The 822-nt window shown below is 61.7% G+C and carries 1 protein-coding gene; it reads right to left on the bottom strand.

Features of this window, described 5'->3' with window-relative positions; all coding sequences use genetic code 11:
• Window positions 1-805, bottom strand: an 805-nt coding sequence (locus BK660_RS30395) for an HAD family hydrolase (protein ID WP_148057491.1), incomplete at its 3' end; no start/stop codon positions are given.
• Window positions 806-822 lie beyond the last annotated feature (17 nt).

Below are 822 nucleotides of genomic sequence, written 5' to 3'. Positions count from 1 at the left end.
ATTTCTCGATCGCTTGCGCCACGCCGTCTTCGGTGTTCGGCGCTGTGACCACGTCGGCTTGGCGTTTCACCGCCTCCTCCGCCTGGCCCATGGCGATCGACAAGCCTGCGCAATGGAACATCGCCGGGTCGTTGCCGCCATCGCCTATCGCAGCGGTCTGTTCCAATGGAATCCCTAGATGCGCGGCCAGGGTCGCCAGCGCGGTGCCCTTGTTGGCCTCCAACGCTGTCACGTCCAGATACACCGGTTGTGAACGCGATACCTGCGCCATGCCGTTGACCTTGGCCAGCAGCTGCGCCTCCAGCTCGATCAACAGGTCAGTGTTGTTACTGGTCGCGACAATCTTGTCGATGTGCTCCAGATACGGTTCGAAACTCTCGACCACCACCGGCGGATAACCGAGGCCATGCTGTTCGCGCGGGACCATCGGCCCGTGCGGATCCTTGAGCAGCCAGTCACCGCCGCTGAACACCCAGATTTCCACATCCGGCTGATCGGCAAACGTGGCCAGCGCAATCAGCGCGGTAGTCGCCGGCAGGTAATGCGCAACCAGCAAACTGCCATTCGGATTGACAATGGTTCCACCGTTAAACGCCGCTGTCGGCAGATCAACGCCCAGGGCTTCGATCTGCTGCAGCATGGCTTTCGGCGGTCGGCCCGTGGCGAGGCTGAACAACACGCCCGCCTCACGCAACGAACGCACCGCATCAATGGTGCGCTGACTCAGCGTGTGATCCGGCAGCAACAGCGTGCCGTCCATGTCGCTGAGCAGAAAACGGACAGGTTGTTTCGGCAAGTCACTCATCCGAGGCCATGCCAGAC

This window comes from Pseudomonas brassicacearum (assembly GCF_003732265.1).
Classification (GTDB): domain Bacteria; phylum Pseudomonadota; class Gammaproteobacteria; order Pseudomonadales; family Pseudomonadaceae; genus Aquipseudomonas; species Aquipseudomonas brassicacearum_D.
This window is presented reverse-complemented; position numbering and strand designations above follow the sequence as displayed.